Source organism: Pseudoalteromonas sp. BDTF-M6 (assembly GCF_018334135.1).
Lineage (GTDB): Bacteria > Pseudomonadota > Gammaproteobacteria > Enterobacterales > Alteromonadaceae > Pseudoalteromonas.
In genome coordinates this window covers 60819-83912 of sequence record NZ_JAGXTQ010000001.1, presented here as the reverse complement: position 1 = coordinate 83912, position 23094 = coordinate 60819, and the positions used below count along the sequence as shown (strand labels likewise).

Sequence of the window (23094 nt, the reverse complement as noted above, 5' to 3'; positions counted from 1 at the left end):
ACGCCAAACCTAAATGGTTAATAAATAGACTATTCAAAGATACTCCGGAGGCGCCAAATCAATCTCCAGTTTATGCAGCAAGGATAAAGCAGCCAGGTTGAGCGCTTCGCAACGGGTCAAATACTCATTAAAATCGGTGGTCTCGATATAGCAAAGCACTTCGATACACAGCCCCCGCGGCACAAAACCGGTAAAGCGCACTCGACAGGGGTTATCGGCGACATCTGGCTGCCGTGTCAGCATGTCTATCAGTTCAGCTTGCAGGGCCGAGATTTGCGCACTAGTGGTGCTCCTGTCCAAGATCAGCTCGGGACGATAGGCGATACGTTCACGTTCGGAAATATTTTCCAGTTCCATATCGACAAAGCGGGCATTGGGCACATGGATCACGGTGCGGTTTAACGTGCGTACCCGAGTTGCCCTAAGGCCTATTTCTTCCACCGTGCCCACCTGCTCACCAAAACGACATACCTGCCCCACCCGCACCGGCGCCGATGAATATAAGGTGATGGCACCTATGATGTTCTCCACCGACTTTTGCGCCGCCAGGGCGACCGCCAAGCCACCGATACCCAGCCCGGCCACCAAGGTGGTGGCGCTAAAACCAAGGTTTTCCAGCCATAAAAATAATGCCATGATGACCACGGCGATTTGCACGACGTTGCCTAGCGGTCGCAGCAAGTATACGGCTTGCTCATTACCTCTTTGGATCAGTCGCTGGCTAAAGCGATAACGAACCACGTCAATGGCACGCAGGGCAAACCAGGTCCAGGCTATGATCAATAAGGTCGCCCCTTCAAATACCGCCTTGCTGGCCAGCGTCGAATTGGCGTCGGAAGCTAGGTTCCGGGCGAGTATAACACCCAGCAATAAACACAAGGGGCCATTGATGAGGCTGCAGGCCTCGGCACTTAAGTCCGGCTTAATACGCTTGGCGGTAAAGGCAAGCACCCGGGTAATGGCAAAGGCCAGTAAGAGATACACCAGCAAATTGGCGCTGTAATAGACCCATTGCCAGAGTTTGACCCCGAGAAAACTATAATCTGGGAGATTCTTATAGAGCCACTCACCACTGGGGGAATAACTGTATTGCTCCTTTAATAAGGGGATTTGTGCCACCGTGGCATTGGAAATTTTCCAGATGTAGTCGCCGCCGCTGTCGGCTGGCACTCGTTGTAATAAGATCTGCACCGGCCCCTGAGAGGTTTTTAGCTCGCCCACCAGGTCGCGATAACTAGGGAGTAGGTCCTGGCTTTTTCCTTGCGGCTGGCTACTGAGGCTTTGCACATCGACCCACAGGGTGCGGTCCAGTACCAGATAGAGGATCTCCGCCAATTGCGGTTTGCCCAGCGCCAATACCTCGGGGCCCAAGTTACGAAAATCTAAATAGTCGCTGGCCAGGGCAAAGTCGCGGGTCCGGGCGGCGTTAAGGTAGCCCTGCATGGCACCACGGGGGGTTTCACGGTGGAGTTTATCGAGCATGACCTCTTCAATCTCTTGAGCTTGTTCGGCCTGCTCCTGCTCACTGCGCTCCGGTTGCTGCTGTTGCAATATCTCTTTTACCGTTACCTTGCCTTGTGTGGCACCACACAAGCCACTGACCACAATCAAGGCCAGTAAGCACACCCGTATCAACATCGTCTCTCATCCTTACGTCGGTCTTAACTTAGCATAGTCAGCAAGCGTAAAAAGCTCACGCTTTATCGTTAAAAATTGCCAGAAAAGCAGACACTTGCTAGATTTAAACGGCTATTTTTATTTACGGGATTATCATGTTTAAGCCTCTTCAAAACCTAGTGGGTACTGCCATCAGTGCCGCCTTCGGCCTGACTCTTCTGGCTGTGTTTAGCCCAGCGCATGGCGCCACCTATGTTAAAGCCGGCAAAATGCTGGATGTCACCGATGGCAAGATTATTGACGATGTGGTTATTAGCATAGATGAGGGCGTGATCACAGATATAGGCCATGCCCTGCCGAGTGAACTCCAAGTCGAGGATCAATTAATCGACCTGGGCGATAAAATGCTGCTGCCCGGGCTGATGGACATGCATGTGCATCTGACCTCAGATCCCACCGTGCCGCGGGTGCAACGCTTTAGCGACTCGGCGCCGCGCAAGGCCATAAAAGCGGCCTACTTTGCCCATAAAACCCTGCTCGCCGGCTTTACCACGCTGCGTAACGTGGGTGCCACCGGCTACAGCGTGATTGCCCTGCGCGATGGCATCGACGCTGGCGATGTGCCCGGTCCTCGCATTTGGGCGGCGGGCCCTTCCTTGGGGGTCACGGGGGGACACTGCGACAACAACCGGGTACCGCCGGAGTTAAATTATCGCGCTGAAGGCGTGGCCGATGGTCCTTGGGCGGTGCGCGCCAAGGTGCGTGAAAACATTAAATACGGGGCCAACGTGATCAAGTTTTGCGCCACCGGCGGCGTTTTCTCCAAAGGCACCAAGGTAGGCGTACAGCAGTACAGCCAGGAAGAAATGAACGCCTTGGTGGAAGAAGCTCATTTACGCGGTTTAACCGTAGCGGCCCACGCCCATGGCACCAGCGGCATTAAAGCAGCCATTATCGCCGGCGTCGATAGTGTTGAACACGTCAGCTTTATCGATGACGAGGGCATAAAACTCGCGAAAAAGCATGGCACCTGGTTGTCGATGGATATCTATAACACCGAATACACCCTCACCTTTGGTGAGCAAAATGGCGTCGCCGAGGAAAACCTCAATAAAGAGCGCCAGGTATCCAAGCGTCAGCGAGAAAGCTTTAGTCGTGCGGTGGATGCCGGATTGAATATGGTATTTGGTACCGATGCCGCTATCTATCCGCATGGTGATAATGCCAAGCAGTTCTCTCGCATGGTGGAGTTTGGAATGACGCCCTTAGAGGCCATTCAAAGCGCCACCATCAATGCCGCCAAGCTCTTGCGTGCCGAAAAGCAATTAGGCCAGATAAACACTGACTTTGCCGCCGATATTATTGCCGTCGAGGGCAATCCACTGGAAGATATCAGCGTCTTGGAGCGGGTTGATTTTGTTATGAAAGCAGGCCAAGTTTATAAACAGCCACAATAGGAGCGAATAATGAGTATTAATACTTCAATAACGGGTCAGTGGCCAATTTTTGTTATCCAAGGATTTATCGCCATTATCTTTGCTGCCGTTGCCTGGTTTTCACCGCAAGCGACCATAGGCGCCTTAATTTTTGTCTTTGCCGCCTTTTTTATGTTCGACGGCTGCTCGCGAGTATGGCTGGCGTTTAAACAAAAGCAGTATTCATCCTACTGGCACCTGACATTGATCGCCGGCATTCTGGGAATTTTAGCGGCCATAGTCACGGTCAGCATGCCGCAACTAACCGCCTTGATCATGCTCTATTTGATCGCGTTTTGGGCCATCGCCATCGGCATGATGGAAATGGCCGCGGCCATCAAGCTTTTTAAACACCTGCAGGGAGTGACCTTGTTGCTGTTAAGCGGTGTGGTGTCGATTATCTTTGGCATCTATCTGATCATTAACCCGGGCCAGGGGATCATTGCCATGCTTTGGCTGGTCGCCATTTATGCCTTTGCCTTCGGCATCATCTTATGTTGGCTGGGCTTCAAGCTACGCGCCTTGGATAAGGCACAGGCTTAATAGATTCGTCCCCGGTGGTCCTAACGGGCACCGGGGCATGGGTGTTTAGTGTAACGCGGCGCGATATGGCAAGGAGGCACAGATTTGTGCTTCGCGGGTGATCACCTCGGCCAAGCGGGCATCCACTTCTTCTTTATCGAAATACTCATAGGCCAGCTCCACAAACAGGTTTTTGTGTTTTTCTTCGGATTTGGCGATGGCGGTGTAAAACTCCTTATTCTTACCCGGCGGCAGCGCTTCGGCAATCAGCGCAAAACGCTCATGGCCTCGAGCCTCAATCACCGCAGCCACCAAGAGTCGGTCAAGCATGAATACCTCTTTGCCATGGCGGAACATGCCGCGCAACTGGTTTACATAGGGGTCTTTTTTATCGTCGCCGAGATTAACGTCACGCTCGGTCAGCAGCTTCACCACCTGCTTAAAGTGGATCATTTCTTCCAGTGCCAAGTCTGTCATGGCCTTCACCAGTTTACGCTTATCCGGATAGTGAGACAGCATGGACAGCGCCATACCCGAGGCTTTTTTCTCGGCGGCGGCGTGGTCTTGTAAAAAGGCATCGAAGTCGGCAAGCACCGCATCGGTCCATTGTTGTGGAGTATTAAATTCGAGTTCAAACATAAGGATTACTAACAACTAAAATTGGCGCTATTGTACGCAGCCATCGTCCTTCACGCTAGTCCATCTCAACGGTCGATGGCCGTTCACCCAACCACCAGCTATCAAGATTATCAACCTTGCCATTACGGGTCGAAGCGATCTTCAGGGGGCTTTTTATATCGCGCCAGGCCATTACCTTATTGCCCTTGTTGAGGTGGGCAAACGCACTTTCCTTGGGGGAGACCTGAAGAAAGCTGCAGAAGGTTTGATAGGCGTTGGGCTCGCTCAAGTTTAGGCACAATAAGCGCTCGCTCTGGCCTGCGAAATATTCGCGTACCTGCTGCTGGTGACGACGATAGCAGTGTAACAGATGCTCATCGTTCGCGAGTGTTTGCTCATTGAGAGGCGCAAATACGCGCCCATAGCTTTGTTTTAATAAAGGGCTAAATCCGCCATGGGTGCATAACAGGTTATCGCTCATGCGCGCTAATAATTGCTTTATGGATGCCAGCCAAGACTGCTCGTCGCGCCCTAGCAGAATGAAGCGGCTATGTGGATAGCGTCTGGCAAGTTCAGGGTAATGGCTAAAACAGGGGGTGTCGGCCACTAGCTGCGCCTGTTCAAAGCACGCCTGAGTATAGGCGGTGTGTGCCGTAGGCAAGCCCAACTGCAAGGCCGCCACACACACGCTGGTGGTGCCGGTACGGGGCAAGCCCAGCACAAATATTTTCTCTACTGCATTCATTCGCGCTTAACCAGCACCCAAAAAATCAAGGCGCCATTATAACCATGCCCCTTCATCTATGCGACCCTGGGCTTGTGCTTTTATGCGGGCAAAAAAAAGCGGCGGTTAAATACACCGCCGCAACCTGGGAGCTGCTTGAAACAGCATTGCTAATTATAGCCACTAAAATACAAGTTAGTAATATTTATCACTTTTATCATTACCATATCCGTCATCGAACAGGGTGCGCAGGTTGTCGGCAAAGGATTTCAGCTTTTCTTTCATGGTTCTTTTTACGCTAATTTCTACGCTGCCTAAAACATTTCGACCGGTGATTAAAATGCGCGGACGTTGGCGGTCTTGATCCCGCGGACCTAAGGCCACTCGCTGATTGCTAGTGGAGGCAATAATATTAGTGGTTTGAGTCACCACATCAACTCCCTCTGGCACATAAATCTCGCATGAGCCCAAATAGCAGTTAAGGTGAATATGTACGTCCGGGTTGCTGAAGATGGCATTACTAAAGTCCAGCTCCAAGGTCCCAAGCACGTTTTTTATCTGCATTTCCTTAGGAACCACCCAATCGCCGCCACGGTGATCCGTGCTTAAAATGGTGGTGATGGACTCACCAATCGGTTGCTCATCGCCACGACCATATTGTGGGCGCAAACGGGCCGCCTTTTCGCTTTGATAGCGTGGATCCGCTTGTAAGGGGAGATCGGCAACCAAGGTCACTAGATATTCTTGATCCGTGCTGTCGTAAGCGGCATCTAAACGGCGCTCGAACGCCTCGGCAGAGAGCTCGCCATGGCTGTAATTAAGTATAAGCTGGTCTATGACTTCTTCTTTAACCTGCTCTAGGGGTCTATCCGCGACGGGTACCGACATAATTCAATTCCTTAAAGAGTAATCCTATATAGGCTAGTACTTTTACAGCAAACTTTAGACCAAGATTAAAAGCACATAAAAATCATATAGATAAACAAAAATTGATAACAAGTGCCGGTAGCAATGACCAAGTTTACGTATTTATCACCACTTTTTAGCAAAATTTACATATGCGTTTTAATTAACGCCGGAAGTCGACAAACTGCTAACCAGCCACCAGGTGCCCAACACCAGCGCACTCAGAGCGGCGATGCCTTTCATTTTATGTTTACGGATCACCTTTTCCGCCTGATTGCCAGCGAGATGCACCACCAGGGCGAGACCAAAATAACGTAACGAGCGGGCAATGGCGGTGGCAAGGAAGAAAAGCCACAGGGAATAATGGGTCGCCCCCGCCGCCAGCATGGCAATTTGAAAGGGGATAGGCACTATGCCTAGGGTCAGCACAAACCAAAAGCCCTGGCTGTGCATTTGCGCTTTAACATTGGCGAATTGCTCCGGGGTGGAAAACAGGTCAATGAGCCAATCACCCAGCACATCGAAGAGGTAATATCCCAGGGCATAACCAAATAAGGCACCAAGCATACAGCCCAGAGTGGCCACTAGGGCAATAGCCCAAATTTTATCGCGCCGCGCCTGCATCAGTGGAACTAACAAGGCTTCCAAGGGCACGGGTACTATGGTCGACTCTAAAAATGAGGCCAGGGTCACGCCCCACAGCATATGCCGCGAGTGGATCCACTGTCGTGTTTTTTGCACAAGTCGCCCATACAACCCCATCACTTCTCCAAAAATCGTCTGGCGCCACGTCGTCAGCGCTATCTCTCTACTATCCCAAACAGGGTACGCAATGCAATATAAATAACCGCTTAAACCAGGGTATCTTAGCCGCTGTTCCAACTGCCCAAGCGCAGTTGTGACCAGCAATGCTGCGCGCCCATGTCACCCAAGGCTTGTACATAACTCTGGTATGCCTCTTTCGCGTAATGCCGCGAACAGGCGTTCATAAAGCCATGATTAAACTCGGTGGAAATGATTTCAACATTTTCCTTGGCAAACAAGGCCTGAGCCAGGTCGTTGATATCGAAATGAGGCTCACTTTTTGGCAATACCAGCGTGACAGGTATGGATGGGGTTAACGCCAAATGGTGGCGAATTTGCCCACCATAAAACAACAACATACCTGTGATATTGTCTAAGCGCTTGTGCGACGCAAGTTGCCATAGAGCCGCGGCGCCCACACTAAAGCCGATGAGGCTTGTTGGCATTGCTAAGCCACCCAAGTGAGCGCTTAAAAGCTGACGATAAGACGCCAACCCCACATGGGCCATAAAATGGTCGTACGCCTGCTCTTCACTGGTAAATGCCATTGGCTCACCGCCATAGGGGTCGATAATACGCACCTTATTACCTAGCTCAGCAGCCAGACGCTCCAGCGCCCTGGTCCGCCCGAAGATATCACTGACGATAATACGCTGCATGGGCAGACTCTCAGTCATTACCCTAACCGCGCCAAGAGCTCTTGTTGGGTGGCTTTTGGCAATTTTGCCACCACTAACAGGTAAGAATTATCCATCATGCGCTCAATTTCCCCCGTTGGAATGCTGCCGTCTAAAATCACCGTATTCCAAAGACGCTTATCCATATGATACCCCGGCAGCACAGCGCTAAAGATATCGCGCAACGCCTGCGCCTCATCGGGGTCACACTTGAGGTTCATTTGCCATTGCGGTGCGCCATCGTTAATAGCACGCAGTGTTAAGGTGGCAAACATCTTACCCGCCACCTTATAGACATCCACTCCCGGGCCAAAGGGCTGCTCTACCTTGGCGTGTGGCTTTTTGAGCAAATAATTATGGGCCTGACTGTGGTCCATGGCGCCACCTTATCGTTGGGGTATTGAGCGCTATCTTAGGCAAACTTGGGCGCTTTTACTAATTTCTTACCCAGGAGGCGCATTTTAGCGCTTGGGGATCGCTGAAACCTGAACTTGATCGAACAAATTTTGCACTTTGTCGCGTCCGGCTTGAAAGCCCCTAATTGCACACCTAGGATAAATTTTTATCCTAAATAAAGCATCTGTAATGAAAAAATTCGGTTTTCCCCTGTTGGGCAAAGTGCTTGGCAGTGCCTTTGGCACAGCCCTTGGCACCGCCCTACTCGTCGCCACTCCGGCTTACGCCGATACTCACCAAAGCTTTGCCTCCGAAGATATTTTTGCCCTTGAATATGTCGGTGACCCACAAATCAGCCCCGATGGCAGCCATATTGTCTATGTACGCAACGGCTACGATATTATGACCGACAGCGCCACCAAGTCATTGTGGCTCTATCGCCTTAAAGACGACACCCATGTGCCGCTGTTCGCCGATCAATTTAATTACAGCCAGCCACGTTGGTCACCGGATAGCAAACGTCTCGTTTTTAGCAGCAATCGCAGCGGCTCAAACCAACTGCATATGTATTATTTGGCCGAGGATAAGGAGGCACTGCTGACCCAGTTGCCTAAATCCGCTGGCGATCTCAGTTGGTCTCCCGATGGCACCAAGCTGGCCTTTACCATGAATGTGAAAGAGGGCAAAACCGAGTATGTAAAGTCGGTCAAGTTACCAACAAAGCCCGAGGGCGCGAAGTGGTCAGACCCGGTCACGGTAATTGAAAAAGCCCGTTATCAGGCCGATGGCAGCGGCTTTTTAGAGCCCAGTTATCGCCACGTTTTCGTGCTGCCTGCCGAGGGCGGTACGCCGCGCCAACTTACCCAGGGCGATTTCCAGCATTATGGCCCCCTGACCTGGCAACCGGACAACAGCGCGGTGGTATTCTCCAGCGATCAGCACCCACAGTGGGAATATCGCACCACAGAGTCAGATCTCTATGCCATCAACCTGGCATCGGGCAAACTCACCCAGCTAACCGACCTACCTGGACGTGAAAGCCAGGCTACCTTTTCGGCCAAGGGCGATACACTTGCCTTTCTTACCCGCGACAATGAGCCGGTGCCCTACGTCAACACCAACCTGGCCATGATGGACGTAGACAGTGGCCAAATCACCATCCTGAGCGCCGATTTGGACCGCTCCATTGCCGACTACCGTTGGTCAGGTAAGGGCGACTTTGTGGTGCAATATGACGACTTTGGTAAACGCAAACTGGCCTCCATGAACACCAAGGGTAAGGTAAACGAGCTGGTCGATAATGTCTCCGGCACCTCGCTGGGACGCCCCTATGTCAGCGGCGAGTTCTCCATGGCCAATAATGGCACCCTGGCCTATACCTCGGGCAGTAGCCAACGCCCCGCCGATCTCGGCTACAGCCGTAAAGGCAAATCACGCACCCTCACTAACCTCAATGAAGATCTGCTTGGACATAAAACCCTGGGCCAGGTGCATGAGTTGAATGTCGCTTCACAGTTCGACGGCGAAAACATTCAGGGCTGGTATATCACCCCGCCGGATTTTGATGCCAATAAAAAGTATCCGCTGTTGTTAGAAATCCATGGTGGCCCGCACCTGGCCTACGGCCCACACTTTAGTGCCGAGTTACAACGCTACGCCAGCGAGGGCTATGTGGTGGTGTATGTGAACTACCGTGGCTCCACCAGCTATGGCAAAGACTTTGCGCTGCTGCTCGATGGTAAATACTCGTCCAAGGAAGACTTTGCCGACCATAATTCGGCGGTGGATGCGCTGATTGCCAAGGGCTTTATCGACAGCAATAACCTCTATATTGCCGGCGGCTCTGCCGGAGGGATAGCCACCGCCTATGCTATTGGCTTAACCGATCGTTTTAATGCCGCGGCCATCACCAAACCGGTGATCAACTGGGTGAGTAAGGTACTTACCGCCGACAGCTACTTGGGACAAATTCGCAATCAGTTCCCGGGCCTTCCCTGGGATAACCTGGAGCACTACTGGCAGCGCTCGCCGCTGTCCTTGGTAGGCAATGTCACCACCCCGGCCATGATTATGACCGGCGAACAGGACCGCCGCACGCCTATTTCTGAGTCGGAGCAATTTTATCAGGCCTTGCAACTGCAGCGGGTAGACAGCGTGTTGATCCGCGTGCCCGGTGCCCCCCACGGCATCGCCTCGCGGCCATCAAGAATGATCTCGAAAATCGAGCACACCCTGGCCTGGTTTGCCCGTTATAAAAAGTAACCCCCTCAAGGCGGTGACCGCGATAGTTAGGTCACCGCCTTACCCCTCTTCCCCCTTTCGCAGCCCTCAACACAGGTAAAAATATGGATACTTTCAGTTCCATATACAGATAATTTCAGCGTGTTCTTTGCCCCGGATCATCACGGCGATTACTGGACTGGGGTACAACTAGCATGGACGGCCAAGCAAATCATCGGGCTTATTTAGCGCTAAGCTGGATAAGTCCTCATGATGACAACAATAAGGAGATTCATTATGAAAGCAGCAGTTGCCCATAGTTTTGGCACCCCTCTAAGCATTGAAGAGGTAGCCAAGCCCAGTATCGACGACCATCAGGTGCTGGTTAAAATTCATGCCTGTGGCGTGTGCCACACCGATTTACATGCCTGTCACGGCGATTGGCCGGTCAAACCAAAAATGCCGCTCACTCCCGGCCACGAAGGTGTGGGGGAAATTGTTGAGCTCGGCAGCGCCGTCAGCCATTTAAAGCTTGGAGATCGCGTCGGTATCCCTTGGCTGTACAGCGCCTGTGGCCATTGTGAATATTGCCTCGATGGCAAGGAGACCCTGTGTCTGGAGCAGCAAAATGCGGGCTACTCCGTCGATGGCGGTTTCGCCGAATACTGCGCCGCCCATGGCGATTATGTGGTGCAAATACCCGAAGGGCTCAGCTACCCAGATGCCGCACCGCTGTTTTGTGCTGGCGTGACCACCTATAAGGCACTCAAGGTATCCGAGACCAAGCCCGGACAATGGATGGCCGTTTTCGGCGTCGGCGGCCTTGGACACCTGGCGGTGCAATATGCCGTGGCCATGGGCATGCGGGTTGTGGCCGTGGACACGGGTGAAGCCAAGCGTGAGCTGGCGTATTCTCTGGGTGCCGAGCATTTCTTCGACTTTAAAACGGACGATGTGGTCGACGCCATTAAAGAAGTCAGCGGCGGCGTACATGGCAGTGTCTGTACTGCGGTGAGCAAAGCGGGTTTTCGCCAAAGTTATGATGTGGTGCGCCGCGGCGGAAAATGCGTGCTGGTCGGCCTGCCACCGGAGGACATGCCCCTGCCTATTTTTGATACCGTGCTCAACGGCGTCAGCGTGGTCGGCTCCATCGTCGGCACCCGCAAAGACTTGGAAGAATGTTTAGAATTTGCCGCCCGCGGCAAGGTGAAAGCCATTATTACCGAGAAACACCTTGATGATATCAACGATATCTTCGCGGATATGGAAAAAGGCGAGATCACCGGGCGTATCGTGATGAATATGCCCGAGTAAATAAAAAGGCCACCGGTTAGGCCGGTGGCTTGAATATTGTAATGAACTCCTATTGCACCCATATCCGCCGCCGTTAAAGACATTATCAGTCATTCGCTAACGCTTAGACTCACACCACTGCCGACTATGGTCGCATTTTGCTCAGCGCCATAAGCGCCTATTTTTATTAATACCAATTCTGTTAAGTATGTGAGCAGAGATAGCGCTGGATAAATGATGTGCTAACAAGGCGGAGTTTTTCTTATGTAGTTATTCTACATAGTAAAACCCCCAACGCCGTGTGCACGATATTTAGCCCGCTAGAATGATTAGCTACTTAAGTGAACTGGTATAACTCTCTCACAATTTTATTTTGGAGCCTTGTATGTCAGGCGAATATCAACGCACCTATCGCGCCTTTAGCGATAATCCAGAGCAGTTCTGGCTGCAACAAAGCGAGCGCATTGCTTGGTTTAATGCCCCACAGCAAGCCTATCATCAGGATGAGCACGGCTTTTATCATTGGTTTGCCGATGCCGAACTCAATACCAGCTACCTGGCGCTGGATCAGCATGTATTGAACGGCCATGGCGATGAGATTGCGCTTATTTACGACTCGCCGGTGACCGACAGCAAACGCCAGTATAGCTATCGCGAATTGCTCGATGAGGTCAGCAAGTTTGCCGGTGTCATGCAGGGCCTTGGCGTCACCAAGGGCGATCGCGTGGTAATTTACATGCCAATGATCCCCGAAGCGGTGATCGGCATGTTGGCCTGCGCCCGTCTCGGCGCGATTCATTCCGTGGTATTCGGGGGCTTTGCCGCCCACGAGCTGGCGGTGCGTATCGATGATGCCACGCCAAAACTGATCCTCAGTGCCTCCTGCGGGGTCGAGGTCAATAAGGTGATCGAATACAAACCCCTACTCGACGAAGCCATTAGCCAAGCTCAGCACCAGGTCGAACATTGTATTATCTACCAACGTCCGCAATGTTATGCACCCCTTAGCGAACGCCGCGACCTTGACTGGGACACCGCCATGAGGCACGCCCAGGGCGTGGAGGCGGTGCCGGTTTTAGGCGCCGACCCCTTGTATATTCTTTACACTTCGGGCACCACGGGCACACCCAAAGGGGTGGTGCGTGAAAATGGCGGCCATGCGGTGGCCATGCATTACAGCATGGAAACCGTGTACGGCATGCGCCCCGGCGAGGTATTTTGGGCGGCCTCGGATATAGGTTGGGTGGTGGGTCACTCCTACATTGTCTATGCGCCGCTGATTTACCGCTGTGCCACCGTGCTTTACGAGGGCAAACCGGTACGCACGCCCGATGCCAGCGCATTTTGGCGGGTGGTCGAAGACTATAAGGTTACGGCCCTGTTCAGCGCCCCTACCGCCTTTCGTGCCATTAAGAAAGAAGATCCCAGTGCTCAGGGCTTTAAACTATACGATACCTCGAGCCTAAAACGGCTGTTCTTGGCCGGTGAGCGCTTAGACCCGCCCACCTATGAGTGGCTTAAGGAACACACTCAACTGCCGGTGCTGGATCACTGGTGGCAAACCGAAACCGGTTGGGCCATCGCCTGTAATCCTATCGGCATCGAGACCCTCCCCACCAAGGCCGGCAGCGCCACGGTGCCAACCCCGGGCTTTGATGTGCAGGTGCTCGATGTCCATGGTGAACAATGTGAAGCCAATGAGCATGGCGCCGTAGCCATTAAACTCCCCTTACCTCCCGGCTGCCTGCCGAGTATTTGGCAAAATAACGAGCGCTTTAAAAGCAGCTACTTAAGCCAGTATCCGGGCTATTACCTGTCCGGCGATGGCGGTTACTTCGATGAGGAAGGCTATCTGTTTATTATGGGCCGCACCGATGATGTGATAAACGTTGCCGGCCACCGTCTCTCCACCGGCGAGATGGAAGAAATAGTGGCGGCTCATCCTGCGGTAGCCGAGTGTGCGGTGTTTGCCATCCATGACGGCCTCAAGGGGCAAATACCCATGGCCATGGTGGTACTCAAAGACGACTTTAGCGGCAGCAACGAAGAGGTCGAGCAGCAGCTCAGAACCTCGGTGCGCTCTACCATAGGCGCGATTGCCTGTTTACGGGATATTATCTGTGTGCCGCGCTTACCGAAAACACGCTCGGGAAAAATACTGCGCAAGAACCTACGCCAGTTGGTCGATGGTGAAGAGCTGCAGATCCCCTCCACCATAGACGATGCTGGCATCTTTACCGAGATAAGCGAACAACTGCAAGGACGTTAACTCGCCTTGCAGCTCTCCTAGCGGGGCGACTTAAGCCCCGCTGTTTATTTCCAGGTATTAATAAAGGCAACAAAGTCCTCAGCCACTAAAGGCTTGGCGCACCAGTAACCCTGCACCTGATCACAGCCCAAGCGTGCCAAGCTCTGCCACTGCTGCTCGGTTTCCACGCCCTCGGCTATGCTGCCAATATTAAGGGCCTTGGCCAGTTGTACCATGGCCTTGACTATGGCCACATCCTCTGGCTCACCGCTGGCAAGATCATCGATAAAGGATTTATCTATTTTCAGTTTATCGACATCGAACCGCTTTAAGTAGCTCATCGACGAATAGCCGGTACCGAAATCATCGATGGACACCCTAAAGCCCGCGGCACGTAAAGATTGGATGCGCTTAAGCACAGAGTCTGGATCCATTAAGGCAATGGCCTCGGTCAGTTCCAGTTCGATACTAGTTGCGGGCACGCCATGTCGGTCAACTTCGCGCATCAAGTTAGTCAGCAATTCATGATCTTCGAAGCTCGCCGCCGATAAATTTACCGCAAACACCAGTTCTTCATACCCCAGTGTGAGCCATTGTTTAATTTGCACCAGCGCATGAGTAAACACCCAGGCATCAAGCGCCTTGATCACACCAGCACGTTCGGCCACCGGAATAAACTCACCCGGTGACACACTCCCTAGCTCCTGTGAGTGCCAGCGTACCAGCACTTCGGCCCCCACCACCTGGCGATTGTCGATACGAACCTGAGGCTGAAACACCAGGGAAAATTCATCTTCCAACAGCGCCAGGTTTAAGGCGTTAATCACTTGCAGTTGCCGCGAGGCATGTCGGTTCATCTCCAGCGCATAGAACAGGAAATTGTTGCGACCGCGTTTTTTCACCTCAAACAGCGCCGCCTCGGCCAATTGCAATAACCGCTGACTGTTATCACCATCGTGCGGGTAAAGCGCCACACCGATAGAAGCGGTGAGCACTATGTTTTTACCGTCAATATTAATAGGCGTGCGCAAGGTTTCGAGGATGCGCTGCGCCTTACACGAGGCACTGTTGGCGTTGGCATAGGGCATAAAAAAAGCAAAACGATCGCCGGGCAAACGGCAAATTAATTCGTCTTCATCGCCCAAATTGAGCAGCCGCTGAGCCAGGCTTTTAAGGATCACGTTACCCTTGTCATAGCCCAGGGCTTCGTTAAGCACCTTAAAGTTGTCCAGACCTATGGACAGCAGTGCGCCCTCGGTCAGCTTATTTTTCGCACGCAATGATGCAAATACATGCCGCAGCATCTTCACATTGGCCAGCCCGGTGAGCTGATCATAGTAAGACAGATGATGGATCTTGGTTTCGTTTTCTATCTGTGCGGTAATATCGTGCTGAAAAGAGATATATTTGCTGACCGCACCGTCTTTATCCGTGATCGGATAAATGGTCGTGCGCTCGATCAGCTCTTCTCCGTGCCTATTTCGGTTGATCAGCTCTCCGACCCAGGGCTGTTGAGATTTGAGGTTGTGCCACATGGAGTGATACACCTGAGAAGCCGTTTTGCCCGAGCTTAAAATAGCCGGGTTCTTACCAAGCAATTCTTCACGCTTGTAGCCACTGAGCTCAACATAGGCCCGATTCACATATTCGATTTTAACCTCGGTATCGGTGATCAAAATCGGATGCGGGTTTTGCTCTACCGCCAACGACAAGGTGCTCATCTGTTCGTCCTGACGCAGGCGATTAAGCAGGTGCCAGATGGCTTGCAACAAAATGGTGATGGCTTCAAGCTCACGGGGACTAAAGCTACCATTATCATTATGTAGCAAAAGCGCCATACGCACCGTTTCCTGCTCCCGAACCGGCACAGCCAAAATGGTGCCCAGTGCCGACGAGGTGCAATCAGCCTTTGCGCTTATTTCACCAAGAGTGCGAATAACATGCTGTTGAGTTTGCAGTTGTGGCAATAACTGTGACATTAGCTCGGCACTGAGCGTCGGTTCCACTTCCCCTTCGCTAGCCAGCACCTGCAACCGGCCGGCACCATCTATGCCATACAATGCGAGGCTTTGGCATGACGCCAGGGAACGCGCATAGCGCACACCATGAGCAAGTAGCGCCGACTCGCAGCCTCTGAAGGCTACATCGGATAAGCCCAGCAACCCCTCTTTGAGCTTGGCTTCATGGGCCAAGGCGTCAATTTGCGCGACGCGCTCGCTCACATCTCGCACCACCACCAGGTAATTAACGGAAGCCTTATCGACGAGTTTCACCACCACGCATTGGTAATGACGAAGCTGCTGTTGGCGGCTAATCACCATGTCGGCCACCTCGGCCATGCCTTTGCGCTTTGCCTCGGCCACAGCGTTATATAGACGCGCCTGATCGGCCCCAGCAAAAAGCGTATAAATACTGCGGCCAATACCGTCTCCGCGCAGTAAAAAAGGCTCACTCTCTTTGCTGTGACTACGCACTATATTGCCATGCTCATCTATCTCAAATACCAGCTCAGGCAAGGCACTTAACGTAGCCTCCAAGCGCTGCTGCGACTGCTCAAGTGCGAGAAATGGCCGGGTAATGGTTTCTACAAACAGCACCTGGTACAGCAACAAATAGGCGGCAATCTTATATAAATGACCAACCAGGTTTAACGAGTCGCTTATGTTGTTGTAAAGGGTAAAGTAATACTCGCTTAAGACCATCAGCACGGCGACCACAAACAAGTGGCTTACATTATAGCTTTGCCGTGCCTGAGCGAGACGCAATAAAAACAGCACCGCAGCAAAGGCATACAACGCCATCAAAAAGTATTCAAAATTTCGTTTAAAGTCGGTCAGTCCTTGCCCTGGGATATAATTGTGTGGCAACCAATGAGGAAAAAATAACAAGACACAACTGATACCGATAGCACAGATCCCGGCGACTATCAGCGAAGGGTAGATACTGCTTGAGCGCACTTGCCACCAGGGCTCTGCCGCCAAGGCAATAATGGCAACGGCGGTAAATAGACGTCCGGCGAACCAAAAGTGAAGCGACTTATCGGTGCTGGCCGGGGTAATAAAATCTGGCATACCGGCAAATGAAAACACATGTTGAAAGTCGAGCACGCCGACCCAGAGCATAACACCGGAAGCAAATACAAAGGTCGGGTTTTTAATGTAGCTTCGTGCACTCCAACCCACAGCGCAAATCAGCACCGAGATTATAATGGAAACGAGCTCCAAGAATGAGTGCACCAGAATATAGTTCTCGATAATGCTTACCAGCCCGAGCTGCTCACCGAGCAAGGTTAGCACCATAAACACGAGGGCGATAACAAGATACCAAGAGCTTTGTGACCACTCTTTTGCATGACTGGGGTGAAAAAGGTTATGCACTAAAATTTGACCATAAAGAGAATGAGCCGAGTTAGATTGCCGATAAAGAGTTGAAAAAAGCCTAACACTCTGAATATTCAGCATGTTTTAACAAATATACCATAGCTCATCAAGCAAGTAACTTATTACCCTGTACGCAATAGAATGCTTAACCAAACCCTCATTTTTAGGTACCTTTTGGTCAACATTTACAACCAATTGTTAAACTTTTCCCCTGGAATATCGTCAGGGCTGGCTCTCAGCGGTTCAATGAGCCCCTAGGCATCCTCTTGCTGGCTCATAAAATCAGCCATGCGTCGCATCAATTCCTCTTCGCTTAAGTCTTCTTTATGGGTGCCTATGGTCCACACATGACCAAATGGATCTTCCAAGGTGCCGGCGCGATCGCCGTAAAATTGGTCATGCACCGGACGCACCTCCTTGGCTCCTGCGGCAATGGCTCGAGCGAATACCGCATCCACATCCTGCACATACAACATCAGGCTTACCGGCGTACCGCCTAAAACCTGGGGGCTTTGAAAATGTGCCTGCGGGCACATATCCGCCAACATAATATGAGAGTCGCCGATTTTTAGCTCGGCATGGGCAATACCACCGTCGGGCATAGGCACCTGCATCACCAATTCGGCACCAAAGGCCTGTTGATAATAACCAATGGCACGTACCGCCCCATCAATAATCAGGTAGGGGGTGATCGAATGGTAACCGGCAGGAATGGCAGGAACACTCATAAATTAAACTCGCTGTGATGATTCAACTCCGTTTAAGCTTAGTCGAATAGAGCACCACTAGGTACACTGCCAGTACCCTGCGGCAAAGATGTATTTACCCGCCTTTGCAAGCTAGTATCATAGAACATTGGCCAAGAAGATGGACACCAAGTAATGAGCTACTCCTAACACTGACCACCTTTTTTCATGACCAACTGGGCTCATTACCTGCCGATACCTTGCCACCGCCACAGGTGATCGATGATTAAATTTGTGAGCCATTGCGAACAGCCTCAAAGGTGAGAGCAACTTCTGGGTTCTGGGTTTTCTTATCATCCCATAAAATGCAAAAATGGCCCAAAAACACACAACCAATGCACACTTGTTAAAATTTACGCAAATCTAAATCGAAAGAAAGACAAAAACAACACACTGAATCTAAATAACTTTTTAATTTCAAACTCTGTTTTACCCAAAACAATTACAAAAAAATGTACCTTTTTTTTAACAACTATGTTTTCATAATCGGGCCTAACGCGGTAACCGAATTACAACTGGCGGCAACCGCGTCAACGTCAAATACCCTTGTGTCACCAAGGCACAATGACAACACAATAATTAAATTAAGGTATTCACTATGAAGTCTAAATTCTCTCTCGTTGCTACGGCCACCCTATTGGCTCTAGGCCTTGGCTCAGAAGCAGCACTAGCAAACTCTTTACAACCGAATTTAGGCAGCAAGGATAAAGCTGAACAAGTAAAAACGAACGGAGCGAGCAAAGAGCGCGTAATCGTAAAATTTACTCGCGGTAAGTCTGCCGAAGTAAAATCGCTGGCGAAAAAGCTAGGCGGTGAGATTAAAGTTGATCTGGCCAAGCACGATGCCTTCGCCATGGAAGTACCAGCGGCGGCTCTTAAGGGCCTGCGTAACAACCCAAATGTTGAATTTGTAGAAGCCGACGTTAAACGTCACCTACTTGCCACCAACCTAAACACCACAGAGGTTGAGCCATGGGGTATCAGCCGCGTGCAAGCGGATATCGTTTCCGATGAGCTAGCCGGCAACCGCACCGTATGTATTATCGACTCAGGCTATGACATCCGTCACTCGGATCTAGATGCGAACCTGGTATCAGGCACCAACGACTCAGGTACCGGCCAATGGTCAACGCCAGGCGGTTCACACGGTACTCACGTTGCCGGTACCGTAGCCGGTATCACTAACGGTTCGGGTGTTGTGGGTGTAATGCCAAACGGCAATGTAAACCTGCATATCATTAAAGTATTTAACGAGTCTGGCTGGGGCTACTCTTCAAGCTTGGTATCAGCAGTTGATGACTGTGTGGCAGCGGGCGCCAACGTTATCAGCATGAGTCTAGGTGGTGGTGGCAGCAGCCGCACCGAAGGCAATGCCTTTGCCAACTACTACAGCCAAGGTGTACTAAGCATCGCCGCGGCAGGTAACGACGGTAATACCGCTCACTCTTACCCGGCTTCATATGATGACGTGGTATCGGTAGCGGCCGTTGATTCTGGCAATATGCACGCTAACTTCTCACAGCGCACCAACCAGGTTGAACTTGCCGGTCCAGGTGAAGCCGTACTGTCAAGCGTAGGTCTAGGCGACGGTCAGCTAGCACAACTAAGTGTTGGCGGTACCGACTACTTCGCTAATGGCGTGGTACCACACCTGTTCTACAACAGCAGCCTGTCATTTGACCCTGCGGGCAACAATGGCTCAGCCAGCGGCGCGCTAGGCGTATGTACTACAACGGGTACTTCATACTCGTGTGGCGACATGACGGGTAAAATCTGTCTTGTTGAACGTGGTGAAAACCAAGGTGACAGCTCGACCTCAACGGAAAATTCATACCCTGAATACCGTGGCGCCAATGCCTGTGCCGACGCCGGTGCCGAAGGTATTATCGTTTACAGTAATGCTGCTCGCCCGGGCCTACAAGCGCCATTTATGGTTGACTTCAATGGCAAAATTCAAGGCATTCCAACGGCCTCAATTGACCGTGCAACCGGCCTTGAGCTAGCTGCAAAAGCGGGTCAAACGGCGAGCCTATCTAAAGTAGATGGCCAGGACTGGGATTACTACAATGGTACATCAATGGCGACCCCTCACGTGAGTGCGGTTGCAGCCCTGGTGTGGTCATATCATACCGCCTGTTCGGCAGCGGAAGTGCGTAACGCCCTGGCAGTTACTGCTGAAGATTTAGATGCTGCCGGTCGTGACGTGAAAACCGGTTACGGTCTGGTTAAAGCACAAGCGGCCATCGATTACCTAGCGGGTACTAGCTGTGGCGGCGGTTCATCTGACAATGCTCCGGTTGCAGACTTCGGCTTCTCATGTGATGCCCTGGCTTGTAGCTTCACCGACGCGAGCTCGGATGACAACGGCGTAACCGGCTACAGCTGGAACTTCGGCGACGGCGCTAGCAGCTCGGCGCAAAACCCTAGCCACAACTATGCGGCTGACGGTTCTTATACCGTGACGCTAACGGTAACCGACAGCGCCGGTCAAACCGACACCAGCTCACAAACCGTGAATGTAAGCAGCGGTGCTACGGGCGGCTCTATCGACCTAAATGCGTTTGGTTACAAGGTAAAAGGTCGTCAACGCGTAGACCTAAGCTGGAGCGGTGCAAACAGCAGCAATGTTGATATCTATCGCAACGGCTCGGCTATCACCACAACCAACAATGACGGTGCCTACACTGACGCTATCAACCAAAAAGGCGGCGGTGTATACAACTACTCAATCTGTGAAGCAGGCACGACTAACTGCTCTGCAACTGTAACCGTAGTTTTCTAAGCCTTAGTTAAACTACCGATACATTGCAACACCCATGCCGGTCTATATAGACCGGCATTTTTGTTATAGCACTATTGACCGGTAAGGGCTTTAATGACAAGCAGTAACAGATTTCAATTGTTAAGCGCGGTTGCTATAACTGCGGATCTCAAACTGGGTTATAAAGCCAAGGTTTTCATACAACGGTCTACCGGCCGCCGATGCCTGCAAGACCATATACTGCGCCCCCGAGGCTACCGCAAGCCTGAGCAAATCCTGCATCATGCTTTTGGCAAGCCCTTGTCCTTGATGTGTTTGTTTTAACGCGACCTGATGAAGGCCGACCACCTCCCCGGTGTAATACAAAAGCGCGCTGGCAACAACCTCTCCCGCCCATACACCAACATATAATTGTGCTTGCTCACATTCGAGTAAAGGCGCAATGGCCCGGGCATCCACACGATAACCAAAAGCATCATTCACCACCTCTATCCAGGAAGAAACCTCCTCGACCCTAGTAATGTTTCTTACCACCAACTTTGCGCTCGTGATTGGCTTATCCGAGGTGGGTGGATAATCACTTACTGACAAGGGCAAATACATGGCCGTTTGTGCTAAGACGCAATCCCAACCGGCGTGTTTAAGCGCTAACTCACGCTCCTCGGGGAACTGCAATGACGCCCCGTGCAAATCCGGCCAAAGTGGAAACATCACCCCAGCTCGAGCCTCAGCTAGCGGCGCCATGCTGGTCAGCGAACCGGGCTCTGGGTGCCAGCAGCGATGAGGCCACACATGATTGACCTTAAATGGCCATGTGCTCTCATCAGCCAAGGGCGCCGCACCATAGTGCTCCCAAAGGCTTGTTAAGTTCGCTATATTGGCTCGATTAATATCCACTTCTCGACTCCCAATTCACTAAGATAACACCACCAATCAATAACACCGTTCCCAATAACTTGCTGCCATCCAGAGCCTTAACGGGCAAGTTAAACCAACCCAGGTGACTGGCAAGCATGGCCACCACAATTTGCCCCGACAAGGCAAACGACATCATGCTTCCTAGGCCCATTTTTGGGATCAGATAATAAAAACAACTGACGCCAAACGCACTGAACACGCCGGCGAGCCACAAATACCAGGGCACATTGGTGATGACACCAACACTCGGGTAGCTTTTACTGGTGAATACCAGCACCGCGGTGACAAGAGTAAAGCTGGTCAAAAACGCCACCCCAGTGGCGAACATTGCGCTGTTGAGCAACACCCCCAATTGCGCATTCATGGCCGCTTGTATGGCAATGGCGGCGCCGGCGGCAATGGCCAGCATACAAAGCATTAAGGCCATCATATGCTGTCTACCATCTCGGCATAGTCGAAGCGCACCTTCGCAGCCTGACCTTGACTGTCTTCTTGATGTCGATAGCCTATGGGGCAGATCATGGTCGTGGTTAAACCGCGCTTTGTTAACCCAAGAATGCGGTCATACTGCTGCGCGTCAATCCCGCTCATCGGGCAGGTATCTATGCGCATCTGTGCCGCACAGGTAAGCAAGTTGCCAAGCGCAATATAAGCTTGCTGATGCGCCCATTCCTGCCGCTGTGCCGGTGTTTTACTGGCCAGCGCAGACTTCATATGATCACCGTAACGTTGTAAATCAGCAATGGGGGTGCCCGTGACTTCGCTGTGGCGGGCTATATAGCGGTTCACCGTCTCATCACCAATATTTGTCTGCGCCGCAAAAACAAGTAAATGCGAACTATTAGCCACCTTATCCTGGCCGTAGGAATGAGGCACCAGTTGCTCGCGCAAGTATGTTGAACGTACCAGAATTAACCTATAAGGCTGTAATCCATACGCCGACGGGCTTAAGGTGGCGGCCTGTAACAGGGTTTGCAATTGCGCTTCAGGCACCCTTTGCTGGGAAAATTTTTTTACGGCGTAACGCCACTCTAGTGCGGTTAAAAACTCCATACTCACCTCTGTATCGATCCTCTCGGGGCTGGAGCGGAAATGCTCCAGCGGATGAGACACAGTGTATCGAGGCGCTATTCAGGGTTCATTTACATAGGTTGATAAGGGATAAGTTTTTTCTCACCCGGCTTAACTGGGTGGGCGTGATCCCTAAATGCGAAGCGATATGGTATTGCGGTAAGCGCTCGGCTAAGGCTGGAAATTGCTTGCTAAAGTGCAGATAACGGGTGGTGGCATCGTCCTGCACTATCTCGATTTCACGCTGGTCTTTTGCCAACAACCAATTCTTCTCAAGATAATGGATATGGTAGAGCATAAGCTCTGTATTGCTCTGCATTAGCCGGCGATAGCCCTTAAAATCGATGGCAATCAGCGTACTTCGCTCCAGTGCCTCAAAGGCCAAACTTGATGCTTGCTGTGTTAACAGCGCCGTCATAGACCCGGGAAACTTGCCCTCATCGAAAAACATCTTATTGTATTCATTGCCTTTTTCATCGGTAACAAAACAACGTACCAAGCCTCGATAGAGATAAGAGAAGGACCGTGGCACGACCCCATCTGGATAAATCAGCTGGTGCTTATCCACATGAATCAAGGTGCACAGGGGCTTAAATTGCTGCCAGGTCTGCTCACCGATGGGAGCATACTCTGTCATTTGCGCACGCAAAGAGTCGAACGCAGCCTGTTGCTCACTCACTATTACCTCCAATGTAACTAAGCGCCTTACTGGACTTAT

Annotated in this window: 19 protein-coding genes; 6 read left to right on the top strand and 13 right to left on the bottom strand. The window is 51.6% G+C overall.

The window, feature by feature from the left end; translation table 11 throughout:
* Positions 1-33: 33 nt before the first annotated feature.
* Positions 34-1638, bottom strand: a complete 1605-nt coding sequence (locus KD147_RS00350; protein WP_212546526.1) for a mechanosensitive ion channel family protein — start codon at positions 1636-1638, stop codon at positions 34-36.
* Between the two features lie 134 nt (positions 1639-1772).
* Between KD147_RS00350 and KD147_RS00345 the strand changes: the two genes are divergently transcribed.
* Both KD147_RS00345 and KD147_RS00340 read left to right on the top strand, forming a co-directional pair.
* Positions 1773-3074, top strand: a complete 1302-nt coding sequence (locus KD147_RS00345) for a Xaa-Pro dipeptidase (protein ID WP_105255243.1) — start codon at positions 1773-1775, stop codon at positions 3072-3074.
* A 9-nt stretch (positions 3075-3083) separates the two neighbouring features.
* On the top strand, positions 3084-3635 hold the full coding sequence (locus KD147_RS00340; protein WP_105255242.1) for an HdeD family acid-resistance protein: 552 nt from the start codon (positions 3084-3086) through the stop codon (positions 3633-3635).
* Between the two features lie 45 nt (positions 3636-3680).
* Here KD147_RS00340 and KD147_RS00335 read toward each other — a convergent pair whose 3' ends face one another.
* From KD147_RS00335 to KD147_RS00310, 6 genes are all read right to left on the bottom strand, one after another.
* Complete coding sequence (locus KD147_RS00335) at positions 3681-4253, bottom strand: MiaE family protein (RefSeq protein WP_105255241.1); 573 nt, start codon at positions 4251-4253, stop codon at positions 3681-3683.
* Between the two features lie 55 nt (positions 4254-4308).
* Complete coding sequence (locus KD147_RS00330) at positions 4309-4977, bottom strand: sulfotransferase family protein (RefSeq protein WP_212546525.1); 669 nt, start codon at positions 4975-4977, stop codon at positions 4309-4311.
* A gap of 174 nt (positions 4978-5151) precedes the next feature.
* Positions 5152-5844, bottom strand: a complete 693-nt coding sequence (locus KD147_RS00325) for a LiaF domain-containing protein (protein WP_212546524.1) — start codon at positions 5842-5844, stop codon at positions 5152-5154.
* 177 nt (positions 5845-6021) lie between these two features.
* The gene (locus tag KD147_RS00320) at positions 6022-6624 is read right to left on the bottom strand and encodes a YqaA family protein (RefSeq protein WP_212546523.1); all 603 of its coding nucleotides are present in this window, start codon (positions 6622-6624) and stop codon (positions 6022-6024) included.
* A gap of 104 nt (positions 6625-6728) precedes the next feature.
* A complete protein-coding gene (locus KD147_RS00315; RefSeq protein WP_212546522.1) occupies positions 6729-7343 on the bottom strand; it encodes a dienelactone hydrolase family protein in 615 nt (204 codons plus the stop codon).
* Positions 7343-7720, bottom strand: a complete 378-nt coding sequence (locus KD147_RS00310) for an MmcQ/YjbR family DNA-binding protein (RefSeq protein ID WP_212546521.1) — start codon at positions 7718-7720, stop codon at positions 7343-7345. Before KD147_RS00310 ends, KD147_RS00315 begins: the two co-directional genes overlap by 1 nt.
* Before the next feature lie 208 nt (positions 7721-7928).
* Between KD147_RS00310 and KD147_RS00305 the strand changes: the two genes are divergently transcribed.
* The 3 genes from KD147_RS00305 to KD147_RS00295 all read left to right on the top strand — a co-directional run bounded on the left by KD147_RS00305 (position 7929) and on the right by KD147_RS00295 (position 13521).
* Entirely contained in the window at positions 7929-10001 is a 2073-nt protein-coding gene (locus tag KD147_RS00305) for a S9 family peptidase (protein ID WP_212546520.1), read from the top strand.
* Between the two features lie 255 nt (positions 10002-10256).
* Positions 10257-11273 (top strand): alcohol dehydrogenase AdhP, encoded by a 1017-nt coding sequence (gene adhP, locus KD147_RS00300; RefSeq protein ID WP_212546519.1) that lies wholly within the window; start codon positions 10257-10259, stop codon positions 11271-11273.
* A 364-nt stretch (positions 11274-11637) separates the two neighbouring features.
* Positions 11638-13521, top strand: coding sequence for a propionyl-CoA synthetase (locus KD147_RS00295; protein WP_212546518.1), 1884 nt, complete (start codon positions 11638-11640; stop codon positions 13519-13521).
* Between the two features lie 44 nt (positions 13522-13565).
* On the opposite strand, the gene KD147_RS00290 is transcribed toward KD147_RS00295, so the two are convergent.
* Positions 13566-16877, bottom strand: a complete 3312-nt coding sequence (locus KD147_RS00290) for an EAL domain-containing protein (protein WP_212546517.1) — start codon at positions 16875-16877, stop codon at positions 13566-13568.
* Positions 16878-17134: 257 nt separating this feature from the next.
* On the bottom strand, positions 17135-17608 hold the full coding sequence (locus KD147_RS00285) for a VOC family protein (RefSeq protein WP_212546516.1): 474 nt from the start codon (positions 17606-17608) through the stop codon (positions 17135-17137).
* 616 nt (positions 17609-18224) lie between these two features.
* Between KD147_RS00285 and KD147_RS00280 the strand changes: the two genes are divergently transcribed.
* Positions 18225-20408, top strand: coding sequence for a S8 family serine peptidase (locus KD147_RS00280; RefSeq protein WP_212546515.1), 2184 nt, complete (start codon positions 18225-18227; stop codon positions 20406-20408).
* A 120-nt stretch (positions 20409-20528) separates the two neighbouring features.
* Here the strand turns inward: KD147_RS00280 and KD147_RS16970 are convergent, their stop codons facing one another.
* The 4 genes from KD147_RS16970 to KD147_RS00260 all read right to left on the bottom strand — a co-directional run bounded on the left by KD147_RS16970 (position 20529) and on the right by KD147_RS00260 (position 23055).
* The gene (locus tag KD147_RS16970; protein ID WP_212546514.1) at positions 20529-21284 is read right to left on the bottom strand and encodes a GNAT family N-acetyltransferase; all 756 of its coding nucleotides are present in this window, start codon (positions 21282-21284) and stop codon (positions 20529-20531) included.
* Positions 21274-21735: a DMT family transporter gene (locus KD147_RS00270; protein WP_212546513.1), complete on the bottom strand. Its 462-nt coding sequence runs from the start codon at positions 21733-21735 to the stop codon at positions 21274-21276. The genes KD147_RS16970 and KD147_RS00270 overlap by 11 nt, the downstream gene beginning before the upstream one ends.
* A complete protein-coding gene (locus KD147_RS00265) occupies positions 21732-22358 on the bottom strand; it encodes an NAD(P)H-dependent oxidoreductase (protein WP_212546512.1) in 627 nt (208 codons plus the stop codon). The genes KD147_RS00270 and KD147_RS00265 overlap by 4 nt, the downstream gene beginning before the upstream one ends.
* Before the next feature lie 85 nt (positions 22359-22443).
* Positions 22444-23055 carry a Crp/Fnr family transcriptional regulator gene (locus KD147_RS00260; protein ID WP_349304652.1) on the bottom strand — a complete coding sequence of 204 codons (612 nt, stop codon included), beginning with the start codon at positions 23053-23055 and terminating at the stop codon, positions 22444-22446.
* Positions 23056-23094: the final 39 nt, after the last annotated feature.

What these genes read in the sequence shown, in the direction of transcription:
- KD147_RS00270 (WP_212546513.1), bottom strand. Translation starts at nt 21,735, where the DNA reads ATGATGGCCTTAATGCTTTGTATGCTGGCCATTGCCGCCGGCGCCGCC.
- KD147_RS00345 (WP_105255243.1), top strand. Translation starts at nt 1,773, where the DNA reads ATGTTTAAGCCTCTTCAAAACCTAGTGGGTACTGCCATCAGTGCCGCC.
- KD147_RS00265 (WP_212546512.1), bottom strand. Translation starts at nt 22,358, where the DNA reads ATGGAGTTTTTAACCGCACTAGAGTGGCGTTACGCCGTAAAAAAATTT.
- KD147_RS00330 (WP_212546525.1), bottom strand. Translation starts at nt 4,977, where the DNA reads ATGAATGCAGTAGAGAAAATATTTGTGCTGGGCTTGCCCCGTACCGGC.
- KD147_RS00285 (WP_212546516.1), bottom strand. Translation starts at nt 17,608, where the DNA reads ATGAGTGTTCCTGCCATTCCTGCCGGTTACCATTCGATCACCCCCTAC.
- KD147_RS00310 (WP_212546521.1), bottom strand. Translation starts at nt 7,720, where the DNA reads ATGGACCACAGTCAGGCCCATAATTATTTGCTCAAAAAGCCACACGCC.
- adhP (WP_212546519.1), top strand. Translation starts at nt 10,257, where the DNA reads ATGAAAGCAGCAGTTGCCCATAGTTTTGGCACCCCTCTAAGCATTGAA.
- KD147_RS00350 (WP_212546526.1), bottom strand. Translation starts at nt 1,638, where the DNA reads ATGTTGATACGGGTGTGCTTACTGGCCTTGATTGTGGTCAGTGGCTTG.
- KD147_RS00315 (WP_212546522.1), bottom strand. Translation starts at nt 7,343, where the DNA reads ATGACTGAGAGTCTGCCCATGCAGCGTATTATCGTCAGTGATATCTTC.
- KD147_RS00280 (WP_212546515.1), top strand. Translation starts at nt 18,225, where the DNA reads ATGAAGTCTAAATTCTCTCTCGTTGCTACGGCCACCCTATTGGCTCTA.
- KD147_RS00340 (WP_105255242.1), top strand. Translation starts at nt 3,084, where the DNA reads ATGAGTATTAATACTTCAATAACGGGTCAGTGGCCAATTTTTGTTATC.
- KD147_RS00335 (WP_105255241.1), bottom strand. Translation starts at nt 4,253, where the DNA reads ATGTTTGAACTCGAATTTAATACTCCACAACAATGGACCGATGCGGTG.
- KD147_RS00305 (WP_212546520.1), top strand. Translation starts at nt 7,929, where the DNA reads ATGAAAAAATTCGGTTTTCCCCTGTTGGGCAAAGTGCTTGGCAGTGCC.
- KD147_RS00325 (WP_212546524.1), bottom strand. Translation starts at nt 5,844, where the DNA reads ATGTCGGTACCCGTCGCGGATAGACCCCTAGAGCAGGTTAAAGAAGAA.
- KD147_RS00320 (WP_212546523.1), bottom strand. Translation starts at nt 6,624, where the DNA reads ATGGGGTTGTATGGGCGACTTGTGCAAAAAACACGACAGTGGATCCAC.
- KD147_RS00295 (WP_212546518.1), top strand. Translation starts at nt 11,638, where the DNA reads ATGTCAGGCGAATATCAACGCACCTATCGCGCCTTTAGCGATAATCCA.